The organism is Dickeya poaceiphila (assembly GCF_007858975.2).
Taxonomy (GTDB): Bacteria; Pseudomonadota; Gammaproteobacteria; order Enterobacterales; family Enterobacteriaceae; genus Dickeya; species Dickeya poaceiphila.
The window spans coordinates 1,915,705-1,937,323 of sequence record NZ_CP042220.2 but is presented as its reverse complement, the minus strand read 5'-3'; the positions used below and the strand labels follow the sequence as shown (position 1 = coordinate 1,937,323).

Annotated in this window: 18 protein-coding genes; 9 read left to right on the top strand and 9 right to left on the bottom strand. The window is 49.7% G+C overall.

Annotated features, from left to right (window positions below):
- Nucleotide 1 precedes the first annotated feature (1 nt).
- The 6 genes from Dpoa569_RS08645 to Dpoa569_RS08620 form a co-directional block, all read right to left on the bottom strand.
- Nucleotides 2-1,585 carry an ABC transporter substrate-binding protein gene (locus tag Dpoa569_RS08645; protein WP_042870805.1) on the bottom strand — a complete coding sequence of 528 codons (1,584 nt, stop codon included), beginning with the start codon at nt 1,583-1,585 and terminating at the stop codon, nt 2-4.
- A gap of 488 nt (nt 1,586-2,073) precedes the next feature.
- A complete protein-coding gene (locus tag Dpoa569_RS08640) occupies nt 2,074-2,892 on the bottom strand; it encodes an ABC transporter permease (RefSeq protein ID WP_042873927.1) in 819 nt (272 codons plus the stop codon).
- Nucleotides 2,893-2,925: 33 nt separating this feature from the next.
- Nucleotides 2,926-4,197, bottom strand: a complete 1,272-nt coding sequence (locus Dpoa569_RS08635) for an ABC transporter permease (RefSeq protein ID WP_042870807.1) — start codon at nt 4,195-4,197, stop codon at nt 2,926-2,928.
- Nucleotides 4,198-4,233: 36 nt separating this feature from the next.
- On the bottom strand, nt 4,234-5,265 hold the full coding sequence (locus tag Dpoa569_RS08630; protein ID WP_050569449.1) for an ABC transporter substrate-binding protein: 1,032 nt from the start codon (nt 5,263-5,265) through the stop codon (nt 4,234-4,236).
- 316 nt (nt 5,266-5,581) lie between these two features.
- A complete protein-coding gene (locus Dpoa569_RS08625) occupies nt 5,582-7,042 on the bottom strand; it encodes an NAD-dependent succinate-semialdehyde dehydrogenase (RefSeq protein ID WP_042870810.1) in 1,461 nt (486 codons plus the stop codon).
- Nucleotides 7,043-7,063: 21 nt separating this feature from the next.
- Nucleotides 7,064-8,329, bottom strand: a complete 1,266-nt coding sequence (locus Dpoa569_RS08620; protein ID WP_042873928.1) for a 4-aminobutyrate--2-oxoglutarate transaminase — start codon at nt 8,327-8,329, stop codon at nt 7,064-7,066.
- Between the two features lie 126 nt (nt 8,330-8,455).
- Between Dpoa569_RS08620 and pdxR the strand changes: the two genes are divergently transcribed.
- The 9 genes from pdxR to Dpoa569_RS08575 all read left to right on the top strand — a co-directional run bounded on the left by pdxR (nt 8,456) and on the right by Dpoa569_RS08575 (nt 19,223).
- The gene (gene pdxR, locus Dpoa569_RS08615; protein WP_042870812.1) at nt 8,456-9,943 is read left to right on the top strand and encodes a MocR-like pyridoxine biosynthesis transcription factor PdxR; all 1,488 of its coding nucleotides are present in this window, start codon (nt 8,456-8,458) and stop codon (nt 9,941-9,943) included.
- A gap of 380 nt (nt 9,944-10,323) precedes the next feature.
- Entirely contained in the window at nt 10,324-11,427 is a 1,104-nt protein-coding gene (locus tag Dpoa569_RS08610; RefSeq protein WP_042870814.1) for an ABC transporter ATP-binding protein, read from the top strand.
- Nucleotides 11,428-11,593: 166 nt separating this feature from the next.
- Nucleotides 11,594-11,824 (top strand): tautomerase PptA, encoded by a 231-nt coding sequence (pptA, locus tag Dpoa569_RS08605; protein WP_042870816.1) that lies wholly within the window; start codon nt 11,594-11,596, stop codon nt 11,822-11,824.
- An 842-nt stretch (nt 11,825-12,666) separates the two neighbouring features.
- Nucleotides 12,667-13,713, top strand: coding sequence for a PLP-dependent cysteine synthase family protein (locus Dpoa569_RS08600; RefSeq protein ID WP_050569450.1), 1,047 nt, complete (start codon nt 12,667-12,669; stop codon nt 13,711-13,713).
- Nucleotides 13,713-14,903 carry an ATP-grasp domain-containing protein gene (locus tag Dpoa569_RS08595; RefSeq protein WP_042870819.1) on the top strand — a complete coding sequence of 397 codons (1,191 nt, stop codon included), beginning with the start codon at nt 13,713-13,715 and terminating at the stop codon, nt 14,901-14,903. Before Dpoa569_RS08600 ends, Dpoa569_RS08595 begins: the two co-directional genes overlap by 1 nt.
- A 2-nt stretch (nt 14,904-14,905) precedes the next feature.
- Nucleotides 14,906-16,213, top strand: a complete 1,308-nt coding sequence (locus tag Dpoa569_RS08590; RefSeq protein ID WP_042870822.1) for a hypothetical protein — start codon at nt 14,906-14,908, stop codon at nt 16,211-16,213.
- Between the two features lie 6 nt (nt 16,214-16,219).
- Entirely contained in the window at nt 16,220-17,227 is a 1,008-nt protein-coding gene (locus Dpoa569_RS08585) for an ATP-grasp domain-containing protein (protein WP_042870824.1), read from the top strand.
- Complete coding sequence (locus Dpoa569_RS08580) at nt 17,224-18,459, top strand: MFS transporter (protein ID WP_042870826.1); 1,236 nt, start codon at nt 17,224-17,226, stop codon at nt 18,457-18,459. The genes Dpoa569_RS08585 and Dpoa569_RS08580 overlap by 4 nt, the downstream gene beginning before the upstream one ends.
- A gap of 26 nt (nt 18,460-18,485) precedes the next feature.
- Complete coding sequence (locus Dpoa569_RS08575) at nt 18,486-19,223, top strand: 2OG-Fe(II) oxygenase (protein ID WP_050569451.1); 738 nt, start codon at nt 18,486-18,488, stop codon at nt 19,221-19,223.
- A 167-nt stretch (nt 19,224-19,390) separates the two neighbouring features.
- Here the strand turns inward: Dpoa569_RS08575 and Dpoa569_RS08570 are convergent, their stop codons facing one another.
- The 3 genes from Dpoa569_RS08570 to yiaY all read right to left on the bottom strand — a co-directional run bounded on the left by Dpoa569_RS08570 (nt 19,391) and on the right by yiaY (nt 21,270).
- Nucleotides 19,391-19,768, bottom strand: coding sequence for a type II toxin-antitoxin system death-on-curing family toxin (locus Dpoa569_RS08570; protein ID WP_042870829.1), 378 nt, complete (start codon nt 19,766-19,768; stop codon nt 19,391-19,393).
- Nucleotides 19,765-19,986 (bottom strand): type II toxin-antitoxin system Phd/YefM family antitoxin, encoded by a 222-nt coding sequence (locus Dpoa569_RS08565; protein WP_042870831.1) that lies wholly within the window; start codon nt 19,984-19,986, stop codon nt 19,765-19,767. Before Dpoa569_RS08565 ends, Dpoa569_RS08570 begins: the two co-directional genes overlap by 4 nt.
- A gap of 135 nt (nt 19,987-20,121) precedes the next feature.
- The gene (yiaY, locus tag Dpoa569_RS08560) at nt 20,122-21,270 is read right to left on the bottom strand and encodes an L-threonine dehydrogenase (protein ID WP_042870833.1); all 1,149 of its coding nucleotides are present in this window, start codon (nt 21,268-21,270) and stop codon (nt 20,122-20,124) included.
- Nucleotides 21,271-21,619: the final 349 nt, after the last annotated feature.

The window sequence follows — 21,619 nt, the reverse complement described above, 5'->3', positions numbered from 1 at the left end:
ATTAATCCAGCCAGATTTCCGCCAGGCTGCCGTTGGTGCCCTGAATATCGGTCAGTTGGTTATGAACACGTGTGTTGTAGATAGTCAGGCGTTTAAGCTGCAACAGGTTGATGTCCGGCAGTTCCTGCGCCACGATGCGCTGGAAGGCACGGAATTCCTCTACGCGTTTGACCGGGTCGGTTTCTACTGCCGCCTGTTCCAGCAACCTGTCCACCTCCGGGTTGGCGTAATGTGAACCGTTGCCGAACGCCACACCCGGTTTGAAGGCTTGCGACCAGTACAGTCGTTGCACGCCGACTGTCGGGTCAAACAGGTTGGAGATGGAGTGGTTGGTGAACGCGAAATCCCGATCGGTATACACACGCTTGACGTAGGTAGCGAAATCCTGCGACCGGATGGTGACCTCGATCCCCACCTTAGCCAGCGCGGATTTCAGGTATTCCGCCACGCGCTTGAAGCCATCACCGTACGGCATGTAGTCATGTACCAGACGGAAACGAATGCCGTCGGCCTGACGCGGAAACCCGGCCTCATCCAACAGTTGTTCGGCTTTCTTCAGATCGAACGGATATGGCGACGGCGCGCTGTCGTGGAACTGCGCCAGCTCTGGGGTAATCGGCGTCGGCGAATTGACGGCATAGCCGTACCACACCACGTTGCGCAGCACGTCGCGGTTGATACTGTGGGCGATAGCCTGTCGTACCTTCAGGTTTTTCAGGTACTGATTGTCCAGATTGAACTCAATGCGGGTCTGAGTCGGGCCGTAGCCGTAACCACCGGTTTCAATCGCCAGCTTGGGGTTTTTCTTGACGCGTTCCAGCTCATTGAGCGGCACCGGCGACTCACTGCCCAGATCCAGCCCACCGGTTTCAAAGGCGATCAGGCGGGTGGCAGCGTCAGGGATGAATTTCACCACCAGACGATCCACGTACGGTTTCGGCTGATCCCAATAGTTGGGATTGCGCTCGTACACAATGTGGCTACCGCGCACCCACTCCTTGAAGATGAACGGCCCGGTGCCTACCGGCGCTGTGTTGTAGGGGTTAGTACGAATATCGGTGCCGTCATACAGGTGTTTGGGGACAATCGGCGCTTCGTTGGCGGAAAACGCGCTGATCAGATAGGGCGCGGGCTGCGACAGCTCCACAATGGCGGTATACGGATCCGGCGTTTTCACTTCAGTGACATTGGCAAAGGTGCCCTGCCCGCGGGAATTGTATTTCTTGACCGTCAGGATGGAGAACGCCACGTCGGCGGAGGTGAAATCCTTGCCGTCGTGCCATTTCACGCCTTGACGCAAATGGAAAGTGTACTGTTTGCCGTCTGGACTCACCGACCAACTGGTCGCCAGTTGTGGGATCGGCTTCATGTCGAAGTCGTAGTTCAGCAACCCTTCGATCACCTTGGCGTTGACCTTGATCACCGACCCGCCGCTGTTAACCAGCGACGTCAGCACCGGCGGTTCCGGCTCGACCAGAAAATTCAGCGTACCGCCGCGTTTGGGCGTCGTCTCCGCGGCCTGGCTCATCGCGCCAAACAGCGATGCAGCCACCAGCAAGGCCGCAAAAATCGATTTATTTTTCATGTTGTTATCCCTGGGTGAAATAGGTGATGTCCGGTCATTATCCGTGCCGCAAGTGCATGGTGACGGGGCAGGCTCCGGCATACGATGGGTATTCAAATCTGCGGAAAAACTAACCCAACGCTTGTTTGAAACAAACGTTTAATTTTGGATAAGCAATGCGGAAAAACAGATATTGGCGGCAATGCATGGTCGCCGAATAAGAACCTATCCCAATAGGGTTATTTCACTTGCCATTTGGGACCTGGGCAGTGCTCGAAATCCTCACGTACTACGTGTATGTTCCGGTTTACTCGCTGCGCTCGCCCACTGGGGCGGACAATAACTTGTCCGTTCAACATGCGTTGTATGTTGTCTCCGCGCTGTCCGTGTCCAAACTGACTGTGCCAATTACGCCTGGTGGGATAGGTTCTAAGAAAGGCAATGCAAGTACAAAAACGCCCTTGCCGATTCCGACAAGGGCGCTTAGCAACCAGCAATGGGTATCGAGATCAATGTCCGCCGCGCAGTTTCTCCGCGCGACGGCGCAGGATCTCCATCACTACCAGCAACAATAACGCAGCGGCCACCATCATGGTCGCAGCAGCGGCGATGGTCGGGTCGAGGTTTTCACGAATTCCGGCAAACATCTGCAACGGCAGCGTGCGCTGGCGCGGACTGGCGAGAAACAGCGTGACAATGACTTCATCAAACGACGTGGCAAACGCAAACAACGCGCCGGAAAATACACCGGGCGCGATCAACGGCAGCGTCACCCGCCGAAATGCCAGCAGCGGCGGCGCCCCTAAACTGGCCGCAGCGCGAGTCAGGTTTTGATCGTAATTCTTCAGCACCGCAGTCACGGTAATCACCACAAACGGCACGCCCAGCACGGCATGGGCCAGCACCAGTCCGATGTAGCTATTCAGTAATGACAGTCTGGCGAAAAAGAAGAACATCCCGACCGCCACAATCACCACCGGGGCAATCATTGGCGAAATCAGCACCGCCATCACCAACGATTTACCGCGGAACTCTCCGCGTACCAGCCCAACCGACGCCAGCACCCCCAGTACCGTCGCTAATACCGTCGCCAGCGGCGCAATCAGCAGGCTGTTGCCAAGCGAACTTAGCCATTCACTGGAGTGAAAAAATTCCCGATACCAGCGCAGGGAAAACCCGGCCAGCGGGTAGCTGAGGAACGACCCGGCATTGAACGATAACGGCACGATCACCAACACCGGCACCACCAGAAACAGCAGCATTGCCGCACCATAAAAATTGAAGAAGCCATTCCACACCCGCAGCAACTGCGACCCCTGCTGTCTCATTTCCTTCATCGGTTTCATCGCTTGCTCCTTCGGTTAACGCGCCGCTGCATCGGCGTCGGTGCGGGTGACGCGGATATACACCACATACAACAACACGACGATCACCAACAGCTGTGTCCCCAGCGCTGCCGCCATCCCCCAGTTCATGGTGGTATTGGTGAAAAACGCCACAAAATAACTGAGCATCTGGTCACCTGGCCCACCCAGCAGCGCCGGCGTAATGTAGTAGCCAATCGCCATCATGAACACCAGCAATGCGCCGGCAGTCACCCCGGCGTAGGTTTGCGGTACATATACCCGCCAGAATGCCAAAAACGGATGCGCACCCAGTGAAATCGCCGCCCGCACATAGTTGGGTGAGATGCCTTTCATCACCGCATACAGCGGCAACACGAAGAACGGCAACAAAATATGAGTCATGGAGATGTAGACACCAACACGGTTGAACACCAGCTCCAGCGGCTCATCAATGATGCCAAGCCCTATCAACGAACGGTTAATCAACCCGCCGGATTGCAGCAGCACAATCCAACTGGCAGTACGCACAATCAGTGAGGTCCAGAATGGCAGCAACACCAGAATCATCAGCAGGTTGGCGCGATTATCCGGCTGCTTCGCCAGCCAGTACGCCAGCGGGTAGCCCAGCGCCACGCACAACAACGTGACTATGCCCGCCATCAGCAACGTACGCAGCAGTACATCCACATACAACGCCTGATCAGCGGGTTGCGTAACCACTTTGCCGGTCTGTGAATCCACCTTATGGTCAAATACCGCTAACAGGTAGTAGCTGGTAAATGGCCGGGATGCGCGGTCAATGGTTTTCCAGGTGGTCAGTTCACCCCACATCGGTTGATCGGCAATCAGTTGCTCACGCAACCCCGCTGCCTCATCTGACGGCAATTTCCGTAATGTGCGGGTGATTAACGTACGATACTGGTTGTCTTCATAACCCAGCCGTTTCGTGATGGTAGCAACCTGCCCGGTGTTCCGGGCATTGCGCAGATCACTCACCAGCGCCCGGAAAACGGCTTCATCCGGAACATCGTTGCCGGACCATTGCCGCATAGCCTCGATAGTAGACGGCATACTGACGCGCAGGTCCGGGTTGGACACGCTTTTACCCAGAATCGACAGTATCGGGAACAGGAAACTGACCAGAATAAACAGGAACAGCGGTGCTATCAGCAGCAGCGAGCGTTTCTGGTAGCGTGCCTGTGCCTGGCGTAATTGCTGTTTCAGATTGGTACGGTTACCTTCATCGCCGGTTGGCGGTGCTGCCTTCAACATTTCGCTCTGGGACATCAGCGTTCTCTCCTTGTGATCAATACCGATTCAGCATTACTTCTGGGCAGCCCAGGCGTTGAAGCGCTGTTCCAGCTCTTCGCCGTGATCAATCCAGAATTCGGTATCCACTTGCACCGATTGTGCCAGGTTATCCGGTGCGGTCGGCAGGTTATTGCTGACCGCCGGACTCAACAACGCGGTGGTTTTGCTGTTGGTCGGGCCATAGGCAATATTTTCGGCGAATACTTTCTGATTTTCTGGCTGGTTGGCAAACGCGATAAACTGTTCGGCTACAGCTTTGTGTTTAGAACCTTTCACAATCGCCCAGCTATCGAGATCGTACAGCCCGTCTTTCCAGACGATATTGATACCCGGTTTCTCTTTCTGAGCGACTGCCACACGGCCATTGTAGGCGGAAGTCATCACCACATCGCCCGCTACCAGCCACTGCAACGGCTGCGCGCCAGATTCCCACCACTGAATGTTGGATTTGATCTGATCGAGTTTCTTGAACGCACGATCAACACCGGCGGGTGTCGCCAGCACCTTATAGACGTCTTCACGTTTCACGCCATCCGCCAGCAAGGCGATTTCCAGCGTGAACTTGGCGCTCTTGCGTAACGCACGTTTGCCGGGGTAATTTTTGACGTCCCAGAAGTCAGCCCAGCTTTTTGGCGCCTGTTGCAGTTTGTTAGCGTTATAGGCCAGCACGGTGGACCAGACAAAGATCCCGGCGCCGCATTCAGAAACCGAACCTTTTACAAAATCAGCCTGATTACCCAGCTTTTTCCAATCCAGCGTTTCAAACAATCCTTCGTTGCAGCCGCGCAGTAATTCCGGACCTTCCACTTCCACCACATCCCAGCCGACCTGACCGGTCTGCACCATAGCGCGGATTCGAGCCATTTCACCATTGTATTCGCCCGCTTCGATCACCCCCTTGCCCGACGCCTGAAACGGCTTGTAAAACGCTTTGTCCTGCGCGTCCTTATTGGTACCGCCAAAAGAAATCACAGTCAGGTTTTCAGCCCAACTCTGGGAGGCCATGGCAACGAGCAAAGCGGATAATGCAAATTTTTTCAACATGGTCTGGCTCCTGAAGAGAGTAGTCAACGTATGCCCGCGAGGGCAAAACCATTAAATTTTTTTGATGCATAGGCATCAATTTATAAAGCAGTTTTCATGCCAGTTTCTATTGTCCGGGTCGAAAACTACTGGATGGCGCCGCGGAGAAACCACACCGTGCAATATGCACAGTGCTTATACTATTTTTAACGTAATGACCTGTGAGTAGAGCGTAGCCGCTCGTATCGAATTTGCTTTATTGTGGTGCAATCCACAATAAGGATGCACCACGTTGAAGCATGAGGTTATCGGGATGAACATCCCGGCTCATTCGCCATCAGGCTGAAGGAGAGAGATCAACGCAGAGATATTTCATCTCCAGGTATTCCTCGATGCCAAAGCGAGAGCCTTCGCGCCCCAGACCTGACTGTTTCACCCCGCCAAAGGGAGCCACTTCGTTGGAAATTAGCCCAGTGTTGATCCCCACCATGCCGTACTCCAGCGCTTCCGGTACCCGCCACTGGCGAATGGCGTCGCGGGTATAGACATACGCAGCCAGGCCGAATTCGGTATCATTGGCCATCGCCACCGCCTGCGCCTCATCGTCGAACGGGAACAGCGGCGCCACCGGGCCAAACGTCTCCTCACGGGCGAAACGCATGTCAGGCGTCACACCGCCTATCACCGTTGGGGTGAAGAAGGTGCCGCCAAGCGCGTGACGTGCGCCGCCAGTCAGCAATTCCGCCCCTTTTGACAGCGCATCGTCAATATGCTGCTGCACCTTGCCAACCGCATCTTCGTCAATCAATGGGCCTTGCGTCACACCGGGCTGAGTCCCCTCGCCCACGTTCAACTTTTCTACTTCTTCCACCAGCCGTGCCGCCAGCGCCGGATAGATGCCGCGCTGAACATAAATGCGGTTGGCACAGACGCAAGTCTGACCGCTGTTGCGGAACTTGGACGCCAGAATGCCTTTTATCGCCTGCTCCAGATCTGCATCGTCAAACACAATGAACGGTGCGTTGCCGCCCAGTTCCAGCGACAGTTTTTTTACCGTCGGCGCGCTTTGCGCCATCAGAATGCGTCCAACCTCAGTAGAGCCGGTAAAACTCAGCTTACGCACCACCGGGCTGTCGCACAGCACTTTACCCACCGAGGCAGCTTCGCCGGTCACCATCTGCAACACACCGGCAGGAATACCGGCCTGTAGTGCCAGTTCCGCCAACGCCAGCGCGGTGAACGGCGTCTGCTCCGCCGGTTTGACGATCATGGTGCAGCCCGCCGCCAGCGCCGGTGCGGCTTTGCGGGTGATCATCGCCGCCGGGAAGTTCCAGGGCGTGATCGCCGCACACACGCCAATGCCTTGCTTAATCACCAGCAAACGCTGATTTGCCTGCGGCGACTGCAACACACTGCCCTCAACCCGCTTGGCTTCTTCGGCAAACCAGTCAATAAACGAGGTGGCATAAGCGATTTCACCCTTGGCTTCCGCCAGCGGTTTCCCCTGCTCGGCGGTCAGAATCGCCGCGATATCATCCTGATGCGCACGAATCAGTTGCGCCCATACCTGCATCAGTGCCGCACGCTCTTTACCGGTACGCTGCCGCCATGCGATCAGCGCCTGCTCTGCGTGGGCAATCGCCTGCTGGGTTTGCTGCGCCGTCACCAGCGGAATGCTGCCTAGCTCAACTCCCGTGGCCGGGTTGTTCACGCTCAGACGAGCGCCGTTATGGCTGTCTTGCCACTCGTCGCCAATCAGACATTGCTGACGAAATAACGCGTTATTTTTTAGTTGCATAGTTACCTTTTCGCTCACGTCTCACTTTGCCAGAACCTGGGACAGAATCGACAGTGCCTTGCTGAACTGGGCATCCGGAATGGTCAGCGGATACAGGAAACGAATCACGTTGCCGTGCGTACCACAGGTCAGCAACAGCAGCCCTTGCTCCAGTGCCGCCTGCTGGTATTTTTTGGTGATCTCCACGCTCGGTTTGCCGGTTTGCGGGTCATTGAATTCCACCGCCACCATGGAGCCACGGGCACGAATATCCGCGATTGCTGGATTGCCGGTTTTCGCCTTTTCCAGCGCTTCTACCAGTGTAGCGCCCAGACGCTGGGCACGCTGGCACAGTTGTTCTTCTTCAATCACATCCAGCACCGCCAGTGCCGAAGCCACCGCCAGCGGGTTACCGGCATAGGTTCCGCCCAGCCCGCCAGGACCCGGTGCGTCCATCACCTCGGCTCGCCCTACCACGCCGGAAATGGGGAAACCGCCGCCCAGACTTTTCGCCATGGTGATCAGGTCCGCTTTATCGTCGTAATACTCCATGGCAAAGACCTTGCCGGTACGGGCAAAACCGCTCTGCACTTCGTCTGCGATCAGCAACATGCCGTATTTGTCACACAACTGGCGCACACCGCTGATAAATTCCGGCGGCGCGACATTGAAGCCGCCTTCGCCCTGGACTGGTTCGAGCAAAATGGCCGCGACCTGATCGGCAGCGATATCGGTGTGCAGCAGGCGATCAATACTCTCCAGCGCCTGTTCTACCGTCACGCCGTGCTGGGCGTTCGGGTACAGCGCATGGAAAATGGACCCAGGGAACGGGCCGAATCCGGTGGAATACGGCGCCACTTTACCGGTCAACGTCAGAGTCAGCAGCGTGCGGCCATGGAACGCCGCACCAAAGGCAATCACACCAGGGCGCTTAGTATAGGCACGGGCAATTTTCACTGCATTTTCAACCGCTTCAGCACCTGTCGTGAAGAAAGCGGTTTTAGCCGGGCCGTCAATCGGCGCCAGCGCGTTCAGGCGTTCGGCCAGCGTCACATAGCTGCCGTACGGCACGATTTGATAAGCCGTATGGGTGAATTTCTCCAATTGTTCGCGCACCGCCGCCACCAGTTTAGGGTGACGGTGACCGGTGTTCAGCACCGCAATCCCAGCCGCAAAATCGATGTACTCGCGCCCTTCAACATCCCACAGGGTGGCGTTCTCAGCCTTGTCGGCAAAGAAATCACACATCACACCCACGCCACGCGGCGTGGCGGCCAAACGACGTTGATTCAATTCGCTGTTACTCATTTTCCGCTCCGATTCGATGAACACACCACCCAAATAAGGGTTGACGATTAACGTTATGATGTTGTTATTTATCCCCTGCATGGCCCTATAATCCAGAGCCAGTTTTTAATATTTGAAGGATCCACTTTGCGTTCACTACTGACTGATTTGCTGCTGCAAGGGCTGGAGCGCCAGCAGGAAGGCACCCTCAACAAGCGGCTGTACGATACGATCCGGCAGGCCATTCTGCGTGGAGATATTGCGCCGGGCCGACGGCTGCCCTCGTCCCGCGACCTGGCGCAACAGTTGTCGTTGTCGCGCAATACGGTGCTCGCCGCCTTCGAACAGTTACTGGCGGAAGGTTATATCGAAACCCGCAGCGGCAGCGGCAGTTACGTCATCGAACAGTTACCCGACGCTCACCCGCCAGATGTACGCGACGACACTCTGTCGCCATTGCGTCCGGCCATGCAGGAAATTTCCCGACGCGGTATGCACCTGCTGGGCTACGCGGGCGCGTCGGCACGTCAGTGGGGTGCGTTTATGCCTGGTATTCCGGATATCGCCAGCTTTCCGCACGATCTGTGGCGACGGCTGCAAACCCGCCTGTCTCGCCGCCTGAAGCCGGAACAGCACTCCTACTCGCCCATCGGGGGTTGCCCGGAGCTACAACAGTCACTGGTGGACTACCTCCGGGTGGCGCGCTCGGTCACCTGTACGCCAGAGCAAATATTGATTACCGAAGGTACCCACCAGGCGATGGATTTGCTGGCCAAAATGTTGTGTAACCCCGGCGATCTGGCATGGATTGAAGACCCGTGCTATTGGGGAATGCGCAACGTACTGACCATCAATGGCCTGCGTATCTCTCCGATTGCGGTGGATGAACAAGGGATGGTGCCGCCGGACGATGTCTCGTCCCACTCGGTACCGCGGCTGATTTGCGTTACCCCATCGCACCAGTATCCGCTGGGTGCCGTCATGAGTCTGGCACGCCGCCAGCGCCTGCTGACGCTGGCACAGGAACACGGCAGTTGGGTTATCGAAGACGATTACGACAGCGAGTTCCGCTTTTCCGGCAGCCCGATTCCGGCATTACAAGGGCTACAAACACAACCACCGGTGATTTACATCGGTACATTCAGCAAAACCCTCTATCCGGGACTGCGCGTCAGTTACATGGTGCTGCCGCCGCATCTGGCACGTGAACTGAAAACAGCGCACGCCGAGCTGTACCGAGGCGGTCACCTGCTGACGCAACTGACGCTAAGCCAGTTCATCCGCGAAGGCCACTACGCCGCCCACATCCGGCGTATGCGCCTGCTCTACGCCCGCCGTCGTGCGCTGTTGAGCGAATTGATTGTGCAGCATTTGGGGGATGACTATCTCGGCTACAACAGCAATGCCGGCCTGCACCTGATCTTGCGCTTGCCTGACCATATCGACGATGTGGTGCTGAGCGCCCGTATTCTGCAACACGGCGTGATGGTTAAACCGTTGTCCAGCTACTACCTGCGACCCGCGCCTCAACGTGGGCTGTTGCTCGGTTACGCCAGTGTGGATGAAAGCGAAATGGTACAGGCATTTAGCGTGATTCTTAGCTGCTTACGCACGCTGGATAAACAACGCATCTGACACCCTGCACCGAGCGCCCCACACACTGTAAAAACGGGTTACTCCGCCAGCTCTTGCATTCTTTTTTCGCCCCACCATTTAGCACTAAAACAGTGCATCACCTCAACAAAAATCACCATTATGATGCAAGACAATCCAAGCCATGCATCGCACTGTCTCATGCAATTAGCCCACTACTCCAGCCTTATTGTTGTGCAATATGCACAGTCAGCTATCCAGTCAGCAGCAGAGTATTCGCGTTACTCCTGCTCACGACACGATCATGCACACCGTTTTTTCTGCGCCGAAATAATAAGAATAATTTTTCAATTATCTATCAGGCATGACTTATGCATATATCATTACCAGCACCACGCTACGACACCTGAGAGAAGGGAAGAATGAAAACCTACGTTAGCTTCAAAAATATTCAAAAAACCTACGATGGCAATCGTCTGGTAGTCAAGAATCTGAATCTGGATATTCAGGAAGGGGAATTTCTCACCATGTTAGGCCCGTCCGGCTCAGGCAAAACCACCAGCCTGATGATGCTGGCCGGCTTTGAAACGCCGACCCAGGGTGAAATCCTGCTGCGCGACACCCCGTTGCACAACCTGCCGCCCCATCAACGCGGCATCGGCATGGTATTTCAGAACTACGCATTGTTCCCGCACATGACCGTGGCGGAGAATCTGGCGTTTCCGCTTTCTATTCGCCGCATGAACCGTAGCGACATTAAAGAAAAAGTGGACCGCGTGTTGAACCGCGTCAAGCTGACCAATCTGGCCGACCGCTACCCGGCGCAGATGTCCGGTGGTCAACAACAACGCGTAGCACTGGCCAGAGCACTGGTGTTTGAACCACGACTGGTGCTGATGGATGAACCGCTGGGCGCGCTGGACAAGCAACTGCGTGAACACATGCAACTGGAAATCAAAGAATTACATCGCGCATTGGAACTCACTGTGGTGTACGTCACCCACGACCAGAGTGAAGCCATGACCATGTCGGACCGGGTTGCCGTGTTTAACGACGGGATTATTCAGCAGATGGACAGCCCCAGCGATATCTATGAACGGCCACAAAATGCCTTCGTAGCGCAGTTTATCGGTGAAAATAATACGCTGATTGGCACCCAGTCCGGCAGCGACGGCGATTACTATCAGGCACAGTTGGATGACGGCACCGTCCTGCGTGCACTGAAAGTTCGCCCCAGCTCACCGGGCAGAAAAATTCATCTGTGTATTCGCCCGGAACGGGTAAAGGTCAACGCCAGCGTATTGCCGGAAGGCGCACAGCAGGCCCGTGCGCGTATCCAGCAGTTTATCTATCTTGGCGATCATGTCCGCATGATGACCGAAGTTGCAGGCCAATCACAATTTATGGTGAAACTGCCTGCCAGCGATGTTAATCCGGATTGGCAGGTCGGCAGTGAAATCCACTTATCCTGGCTTCCGGAACACCTGCGTGCGTTGGACGCACTGGATATCACGGCGACGCAATGAAGATGGCGGCAAACGCCGCCTCGGATTACGACGTCAATACTCAAGGGTGGGTGGCTCTCAGCCCGGAATCCTGTCAACATAGGCCTGTCACGGGCGGTCGCCAGTTGCAGGCGTTAATGGCCGCTCTCCCCTTCATAACGGGTTCAACACAGGGAGCGCTTTATCTATGCCACATGTTGCCATCAAGTATTTTCCCCGCAATCTGCCGGAAACTGTCAAACAGGATTTGGCAAACGATATCAGCGAATTACTCAAGAAGTACCTGAATGCGGAAGACAAGTCGATCTCGATTGCCTTAACCGAAGTTACGCCAGAGCGCTGGAAAGAGACGGTTTACGATATCGAAATTGGCCCGGAGCTGGATAACCTCACCAAAAAACCGGGGTATACGTTGTAACAGCAATGTCTGAATGCATTATCGGTAATAAAGGGCAGGATAGTGTCTTACCGATAGCGATCTGAACCATTTACGCTGCCTCATCAAAACACAGGGCTCATTACGAGCCTTGTAACACAACTAACCTGCCTGTCATTAACACTGTGGCTTCGTTGCTACTCAATTAGGTAGCCGGATAAGGCCGAACAGCAGATATATACCCTAAATAATTCGAGTTTCAGGAAGGCGGCAAGGGAAGGAATCCCGATGAGCTTACTCAGGTAAGTGATTCGGGTGACTGAGCGCAGCCAACGCACCTGTAACTTGAAGTATGACGGGTATATTATCATTATGGTATAGTGTTTATTATGGCATGTTATTCTTTACAGTATAATTTTTACCTTTCCTTCACGATAACAAATATTTTCCTCAGTTAATTTCAAATAAAGTTTCTCATTATCAGGAGAGCCTATTATAGACTGCATCCCTTAATTCACCCCCGCTGACTGATAATGTTCAAAAACATTGATTTTTTTTCGTTTCATGAACTTAATTCGGATATTCCTACGACTACCATCCGTCAACATCATGCAACATTAAAACAATCAAAAAATTAATGCTTTATCATGCGAAAAATCAAGATAAATAACCTAAAACAGGCACACAACATGAGAATAAATCGCAAACTTAGACAAATTAAAATCAGCCATATTCAATGTAAACCTTTGTAAAAGGCATTTCAATTTAAAGCAAAAAACCAATATTAACAGCACATTGATTGAATATTGGTTTTTGTTGTTTTTTTTTTAAAAACGCGGATATTTTATACTTCCTTTTCCACAAAACTGTTGGGGGATGCATTCATGCTTAGGGAATCAATTAATTCTATAGAGCATTTCCCCTTCAGGCGAACGGGTGAATGTCTTGTAAAAGAATTACCTGATATCTTTCAGTTAGGCGAAAATTTTTACTGTGCCGCCTTCCCGCTTATGAAGTTATTACCTGCGAGATACATTTTAGATACAGCGGAAAAAAATAACGAATTGCTTCCTGGCGATACAGTTGTAGAAAGCACATCAGGAACCTTTGGCCTTGCCCTGGCTTTACTCTGCGCAGAGAGGAGATATAAGCTTGTTCTGGTTGGTGACTCTGCAATTGATAACTACCTGATGTCAAGACTGAAAACACTGGGTGCGCGAGTAGATATTATTGACAAAGAAATAGAAGAAAGGGATGGTCCACAAAAAGCACGTCTTGATCGTGTGAATCAGATCATTGTTTCAGAAAATGCTTTCTGGACAAGGCAGTATTTCAATGAAGGAAACATCGAGTCCTATCATGCTGTATCAACACTGATTTTCGAAAGAGTCGGAAATATAAATTATCTATGCGGAACAGTTGGTACTGGCGGTTCCATGTCTGGTACATCAATAGGTCTGAGAAAATATAATCCTGACTTAAAGACGATAGGAATTGATACACACAACAGCGTATTATTTGGACATAAAAATGGTAAAAGATTATTACGTGGATTGGGTAATAGCATCATTCCGGGAAATATTCGTTATGAAGAATTCGATGAAATACACTGGGTCAGTGCCAGAGAAGCCTATATTGCAACACGAGAGATTTATCGAAAATATGGTCTGTTTATGGGGGGAACAAGTGGAGCGGCTTATCTCGTAGCTAATTGGTATGCACAACATAATCCTGACAAAGTCACGATAGCGTTGTTTCCTGATGAAGGTCATCGTTATTTTGACACAATCTACAATGATGACTGGATGAATACTGTTCCCGGTTGGGGTTCTGCACAGTTCAGTACTCTCTCCCCCAAAAAAGTCAGTGTGCCAGATGAAGAACTTACCCGCTGGTCCATGTTTCACTGGGGCAGGAAGGCCAAGCCGTGATGAAATATCTCATTTTCGTGGAAAGTAACACAACAGGAACTGGAGAGATATTTCTGGAAAGGGCATCAAAAGCTGGCTATGAACCGGTCTTAATGTATCGAGATGGAAATCGCTATCATTTTCTTAATAAAGCGCCTTTCCGGACTATCAAGGTCGATACAAGCAATATTGATCATATTCTACATTCTGTTGCATCTGAACTTGGGACTGAAAATGTAGCCGGTGTCTGGTCAACATCAGAGTATTATATTTCTACTGCTTCTGAGCTGGCATCATTACTTAATCTTCCATCACTTGATTGCGAACGTATCAAGGCGGTGAGGAACAAAAAATTTCAAAGAGAGCAATTGAATCGTCACCAGTTAAGTTATACGCCATTTTCTGAAATTACAGACAAGGCAGCAGTACTGCATTTTGTACACTCTGTAGGTTTTCCGGTTATTATCAAACCCGTGGATTGTTCAGGAAGTGTCGGAGTACTTGCCATTAGCGATGAAAACGAGCTGCTCCGTGCATTAAGTACTGTTTTCGGATCTTCCGTATCGACTACCGAGTGGATTATTGAAAAGTACTACCCTGGGGAACAATACTCAGTTGAAGTATTCAACAGCAACATTGTTGGAATAACCCACCAGCATTATGATTATTTTCCCAGAATGATTGCAGTAGGTCATGATTTCCCAGCTTTACTAGAAACGGAAAAAACAACCGCTCTGACTACTCTAATTGGACGGGTTATATCGCTGTTTGGTCTGACATCAGGCCCCGTACACATTGAAGTACGATTCTTGCAAGACGAGAACATAAAAATTATTGAAGTGAACCCTCGTTTAGCAGGTGGGTATATTCCTGAAATTTTCAGACTATCGACAGGCTCCGATTTAATAAAAGCATGTATTGATTATTGCACGGGTAACATCGTTGATTTATCGAAACCTGAAAATAACTTTTCAGCTATCCGATTTATTGTTAAAGGTAATAAGTTAAATCACCGCGTATTTCGATGTCTGAAAGAAAAATGTCAGGAAGCGGTGCTGTGTTTTGATGAAAACAAGCGCAAAGAAAGCATTTTTCATGGTGATTTCAGAGACCGTTATGGTCATATCATAGTGATGACGCCGAATGTTTCCGCAAGGGAAGACGTTATTGAAATTTTGAATAATTCATCTTATCCTGTTATGGACACGTAATCATGAAAGATATTACTAATCAGATATGGAGTAATTTCATCTGTGATTTCCCAAATGAAATAACCAACACCGACACCATTAATTTTAAGATAAAAACTGCTATCAGGGGAAGAAGTTACTATTATCCCCCCACGATTTTAAACCATTTATTGCGGGATGAAATTGAAAAAAGATCATTGCAACTTAATACATTAATCACGTCTATACCTCATTTTTATTTTGATGGTAACTTCAATGCATGGATCGATTATCTTGGATATGATGACTATGAGTCTCATTTTCTAAAAAAATTTACTTCAGAAAAATTTCAGAGACGTGCATTGCTCTTCATGCGCCCTGATTTTATTCTTACCGACAATGGTATCAGGCTGTGTGAAGTTAATGTTGCAGCAACCATAGGGGGGATGAGTGGAAATATTAACTATATTGATTCTTTTCAAAAAACAATTTTCTTTGAGCATATATCATGCTCAAAGAAATTCAGACTCCATTTTGATCATCCTGAATCGCACTGGCAGAAAGCGCTTCATTCCACCCTTGCTAATTCTGTATCACACACAATCCCAGTGCTGTTCGAGGCTATTGCATCAGCTCTGGATAAAAGCCCTATGCGAAAATCCTTTATTGACATGGCAGAATCAGCAGGATTTAAAGTTATCAGCGGCATAATACAGGAATTAGATATTCGAACGACAGGAGTTTTTATTGATAATATTCGTATTGACATTGTTTACACCAGGTTCACCTGGGGTGAAATTAAGAAGTATGTTCCTTTTGATATTCTATCATCCCTCGCAGAGGCAGATGAAAATGGTTTGGTAGACTTTATCTCCCCTCCACTATATACACTTTACGACAACAAGAAAAACCTTGTTCTTCTCAGCTCTAAACGAGATAAAAAAATCGAAAAAGACCTTGCTGAAATCATCACAGAAACAATTCCGCTTGATGACACCGTCAAACAAAAAATATGTGAAGAAAAAAACAACTGGGTTATAAAACCTTCCTCTGAATACGGTGGTAAAGGAGTTTGCATTGGAAGCGAAACTTCTGATAATTCTTGGAAATCGCTTATAGAAACCATATTGTCAGCGAAAATCAGCTATGTTGCGCAAAGAAAAATTAATCGTACCTCTATATTCACCGATCCTTCTGGTCAGCGTTACGTTATCTCAGCCGGAGGTATGGTGTTCAACGGTCATTTCGCCGGAGTATATTTAAGAAGATTAAGCATTGACAGTGAAAAACTAGTTATTAATGGTGCTCAAGGTGCGGAATGCGCGCCAGCAGTTTTTTTTACAGAGGAATAGACTAAAATGAATATTACTGTTCTGGTTTATGTCTCCCGCGTTGAAAATCTTCGCCTTGATAATTATCTCATCATTCCCAATGCATTGTTGCGTGCAGGCTGCAAAGTACTCCTTTCTGATATCACCACGATATCACTCCGTGACAGTATTTTTTACAGTGACTGCTATGAACTTGACAGCGTAAAAAACTCAGGCGAACGTCTGGATACATTGCCTTGCACAACACGTGTTGTCGATGATATTGATCTGGTCTGGTCTCTTGCGAGTCCTCACCCTGATATTTATCTGGAAACCTTTCAGATGTTATGGGTCCTCAATCAACGAGTTCCTTTTGTAAATGACGCTTCAGCACTGCTTTTTCTCAATAACAAAATTACCCTTTCAGAGTCCATCCCTCGTGAGTATCTGCCGGAAAGCCATGTTGTCAGCGACTACAGGTATCTTTTTGCCAAACTTGAAGAAGACAGGGAGCAAACATGGGTTCTCAAACCTGCTAACGAGGGATGTGGTGCTGATGTTTACCTTATCAGTATGCGTGAGAAAAATGCCCGTGCATTGGTTCAATCTGCTACAGGTAACGAGGTCGCAAACCATGAACGCTACGGACGACCAACGATAGGATCATCAAGAAAATTTGCCGCTGTACAGAAATATGTACCGAACGTGACGGAAAATGAAAAACGCGTGCTTATTGTTGGGGGGATTCCTGTCTGTGGTTTCAGACGCTATCACCACGAAGATGATCATCGTGCGAACGTCACATTAGGCAATAAGTTTGATCCGCTTACTCTGACTAAAGAGGAAGCGCTGTTTTGTCGTCACCTCGGCAAACGTCTCATGGCGCTCGGCATTTATTATGCGGGACTGGATCTGGCTTTTCCCTATGTTCTTGAACTTAACCTCGTCAATCCTGGTGCACTCAACTATTCCTATAAAGCGTCTGGTATAGATCAGTCAGATGAAGCAATCAGCCACCTTTTCAATGCTCTTAAAAAGAAAAAGTTAATTTTATGAAACTGTTAGCTGCGTTAAAACACCGAATAATAAATCGTTTGTGGGGTGGACTCACGCTTTCATGTATTGGTGCCGAAATTTATTCATTTGCTGTAGTGTGGATAGCAACTAATCGTTTTGGAAATAAGTCGGGTTACCTTATTGCGTTACAATCTGCCGTCATTTTAATTGCCACTCTGACATCTGGAGCGTTCACTGTTGGCATGACGAATAAGAAAATGATGCTGGTTTCGGATCTTATCAGATTTTTTGTGACGTTTCTTCCATTCCTCAGTTGGTATATTACACACGAAGTATCTACAACATTATTGATTGTCGTGATCATCATTGTCTCTTACTTTCGCCCTGTATTTGATCCAGCATTGCAGGCAATTCTACCTTCAATTTCATCTGACAGGCAATTTCTCCAATCGATTAATGGCCTTTTTGACGTCGTCAGACGTATTGCACGTATTGCCGGCCCGGCGCTTGCAGCATTCATGTTCACCGTGATGCCTGTGTATAATTTTTTTGCTGTTAACGCCCTTACTTACCTGTTGTCTGCGCTCTTCATTCTTAGTGTTTCCAGAGAACTTAACCTCATTGAACCTGCTACCAAAATAAATACGGACCGAGCTGGCTTCATAAAGAAAAACATTGATGCAATATCAGGAGGATTTACCGCTCTAAACCAAAAATTTTCCCTTAATTATCACCTGATTGCTTACGCATTCTGTAATGGTGGATGGTATGTCAGTCTTGTTGTAGGACTTGCCTTAAAACTTCATCTGAGTTTCCCTGAAAAATCAGAATACTTCGGGTACGTTCTCGGTATATATGGTGTATTCAATGTGTTATCAAACCTAATTTTCTCTGAGTTAACAGTGAATAAACCCGTCCTGGCAATGTCAGCGGGGCGCCTACTCTCCGGAGCAGCGTTGTTGTGTTTGGCGCTGAGCAATTCTTTGCCATTTATCATGCTGTTTGCTGCAATAGCTGCTTTGGGCGCTCCTGTAACACAGCTTCCTCTCGCAACACTAATGCAGACACTGTTTACCAAAGAGGACGTGGTAAAAGTTTTCCGTTGCCGAATGTTTTATGAATGGTTATTTCTGCTGCTCTCTCTTCTGGCCGCACCGGAGCTTATTCATCTATTTAGTCTTAATGCTGTCATGATAATTGCTGCGCTGTCTTATTTATTATTAGGGATCATTGGGATATTTATCACCAGTGAATTTAATTATGAGAATTGAATCTGGAGCAAAAATGAACATAGTGATTGAACATCCAAATTATATTGTTATTGATGATTTTCTTGACACACACGTTCATCATGAGCTTTGGAAATATTGTCAGACAGATGATTATAGCGTTGTTAATCGTGAAAAATGGTCAAAAGTCTGGCGTATCGGCGATGGAAACCCAATGTATGGGAACCTTATTTTTTTCAAACCACACGGTTGAAGAACATCTCGTCAGTACTAAAAGGTATAAAAAAGGAGAATATCGGGTCTGTCCTACTGGTGATATCGTTGATGAATTCCTGAGCAGGCTTGATGCAGTGATACCGAGATTAACTCATACCATTGGAAAACCGGGGGAAGCGTGGCTTGGCACTACATTTAAACCCTACATCTATCCAGAAGGAAGCGGCCTTTCCTGGCATCAGGATGGCGCATATTCTGGGGCCTTTATCTTTTATACTAATCCTGTCTGGAAGGCTAACTGGGGTGGCGAGCTTTTCCTGGCTAATCATGCCCCTGGTGCCGACATTCGTGTATCTCACACCTTAGCGAATGGTCGTAACGTAATGACAGGCGGACACCTTGACAGTGCAAAAGAAGACAGTGTTCTTCTTGAAAACGGCACAGGGACTTATGTAATACCTAAACCTAACCGGTTAGTTGTTTTAGGCGGTGGAATTGCTCACAAAATCAACCGGGTTAATTGCGGAGTTTCAAGTCAACCACGTGTTTCATGCTCCGGTTTTTTTATCAAAAAAAGCCCCCAACCATAAAATCAGGGGCTTTTTAGTACTCACAATCAGAATGCAGCAGCAAAAATATCGACAATTTTCGCGTGAGTGGCTTTTTCGGGTTGGTCAGGAACTGGCATCTTTCAGTGCATTTCTCGCTACAAAAAAGCTATTTATCTCCTTGCCTTATCTCCGCGCTATCTATCCTTTTACCTTGTCACTCTTAGCCTTAACTGCTCCGCGAGATATGACACCTGATATTCACCCGTTGCCGCTTTAACGGTCAATTCTTCCAGCGAATTGTCGTTATCAGCAATCAATACGCCATTACGGTGCAAAAACACCATGGTGACAAAAAAGGCGGTGCGCTTATTACCGTCATTAAAGATGTGACCACGCGCAACAGTTACCCAATATGTCGCCGCCAGTACAAAGAGATCCGTCACATCTTCATAATAAAGACGGTTCTGCACCCGATAAATCAAGGCTTCCGCCCGACCTGGATCTGCCATACCGGCAACCCCTGGCAACATCTGCAGAATGCGATCATGAAAAGCAATGACGTCCTGTGCACTGACCCATTTCATCTGTCGGCAAGCGCTTTGACCGTGTGTTCATGGCGCTGCATGATGAAATCAAATTCAGCGTCTAATCTGGCTTTTTGATAAGCCTCGAATTCGGCCTTGGGGATGAGCACAGCCGACGTCCCATTGCGGCGCGTAATTTCCACCGGTTCACCGCTGGCTGCCGTATCAATGACCGTTGCAATATGTTGTCGAGCTTCAGTAATGGTGTACGTTTTCATGGTATCCCCCTCAAGATGTACATCTTAATGGTACATCTGATTCGTACAACAGACCACCACCCGCTCTGATCACGCCATAAAAAAGCCCCCAGGCTGGGGGCTTCCCGAACTATTCAGCTACATATTCAACTACAATCAGAATGCAGCAGCAAAAATCTCGACGATTTCCGCGTGAGTGGCTTTTTTCGGGTTAGTCAGGCCACAAGCATCTTTCAGTGCGTTATCTGCCAGAATATTGAAGTCTTCTTCTTTCACACCCAGGTCTTTCAACCCTGCCGGAATGCCGACATCACGCGCCATCTGGCTGATGGCCTTAATAGCCGCTTCCGCCGCCTGCTGATCGCTCAGACCGGCGACATCCACACCCAGTGCGACGGCGACGTCTTTCAGACGAGGGGCGGCAACCGCTGCGTTATAACGCTCTACATGCGGCAACAGTACCGCGTTACATACCCCGTGCGGCAGGTTGTAGAAGCCGCCCAGTTGGTGCGCCATTGCATGAACATAACCCAGCGATGCATTATTGAACGCCATACCCGCCATGAACTGGGCATAGGCCATCTGTTCACGCGCCACTATGTTTTTACCGTCTTTCACCGCATCACGCAGATGGTCACGAATCAGCTCCATCGCCTTAATCGCAACCGCATCGGTAATCGGGTTAGCAGCGGTCGAGACATAGGCTTCAATGGCATGGGTCAGTGCATCCATCCCGGTTGCTGCGGTCAGCGACGCTGGCATACCGACCATCAAGACCGGATCGTTGACGGACATTACCGGTGTCACGTTCTTATCAACAATTGCCATTTTCACGTGGCGCACTTCATCGGTGATGATGCAGAAACGGGTCATTTCAGAGGCCGTCCCCGCCGTGGTGTTGATGCCGATCAGCGGCAACTGCGGTTTGGCAGACACATCCACGCCTTCATAATCGGCGATTTCGCCACCATTGGCCGCCAGCAAGGCGATCCCTTTAGCACAGTCATGGGAAGAACCGCCGCCCAGCGATATGACGCAGTCACTATGGTTCGCTTTAAGAATTTTCAGGCCTGCATCGACGTTGGCCACAGTCGGGTTCGGCTGCACGCCGTCATACACCTCACTGTCGACCTGATATTTCTTCAGCAGTTGCTGCACGGAAGCCGCAACACCAATCTTGTTCAGCACGCCATCCGTTACGATTAACGCGTGTTTGAAACCCTGCAACTGAATCTGCCTGGCCGCTTCCTCTAATGCACCTTCGCCCATCAGGTTTAAGGCTGGAATATAAAATGCGCTGCTCATAGATCACCATCCATTTTATTACAGAGTTATAACCTGTCGTCATCCTAGCATTGACATTTTTCAGCAAATTTGACCCAGAGCAAATTTCCAACATTCTCCAACACAGAAGCGTAAAATCAATTTTTTACCCGAAAAACAATAATAAATAACTGTTATTTGGGTGAAAAATTATTTTATATAGTGCGAATATATTACAGTGACATAAATGGTTACATGAAATAAGACCACTCATTCATCACAATCTATTTACACGCAATACACGCTGATAGCCGTTATCGCACAGAGTCGGTACCAACAACCACTAACCCAGCAGTGCATAATGCCACCGTAGCCAACCGATGGCGTTATG